The organism is Staphylococcus sp. 191, from assembly GCF_011174885.1.
Lineage (GTDB): Bacteria > Bacillota > Bacilli > Staphylococcales > Staphylococcaceae > Staphylococcus > Staphylococcus coagulans.
Window position 1 is genome coordinate 1 of the sequence record NZ_PNRJ01000046.1, and the last position, 331, is coordinate 331.

Annotated in this window: 3 tRNA genes; all 3 read left to right on the plus strand. The window is 44.1% G+C overall.

The window, feature by feature from the left end:
• The 3 genes from C1H58_RS12135 to C1H58_RS12145 all read left to right on the plus strand — a co-directional run bounded on the left by C1H58_RS12135 (nt 1) and on the right by C1H58_RS12145 (nt 248).
• A tRNA-Phe gene (locus C1H58_RS12135) sits at nt 1–69 on the plus strand.
• 14 nt (nt 70–83) lie between these two features.
• A tRNA-His gene (locus C1H58_RS12140) sits at nt 84–156 on the plus strand.
• Nucleotides 157–174: 18 nt separating this feature from the next.
• Nucleotides 175–248: transfer RNA gene (locus C1H58_RS12145), tRNA-Gly, on the plus strand.
• Nucleotides 249–331: the final 83 nt, after the last annotated feature.

The following is a 331-nucleotide window of genomic DNA, read 5'->3' on the forward strand; positions in this document are numbered from 1 at the left end:
CAGTAGCTCAGTCGGTAGAGCAAAGGACTGAAAATCCTTGTGTCGGCGGTTCGATTCCGTCCTGAACCACTTCTTAAATCACGGCGGTTGTGGCGAAGTGGTTAACGCATCGGATTGTGGTTCCGACATTCGTGGGTTCGATTCCCATCAACCGCCTATATCGTTAGTATGATTGCGGGTGTAGTTTAATGGCAAAACCTCAGCCTTCCAAGCTGATGTTGTGGGTTCGATTCCCATCACCCGCTCCATTTAATCAATAATTAAATGAACATTGAAAACTGAATGACAATATGTCAACGTTAATTCCGATAATTTGAGTACTTTAACGTAC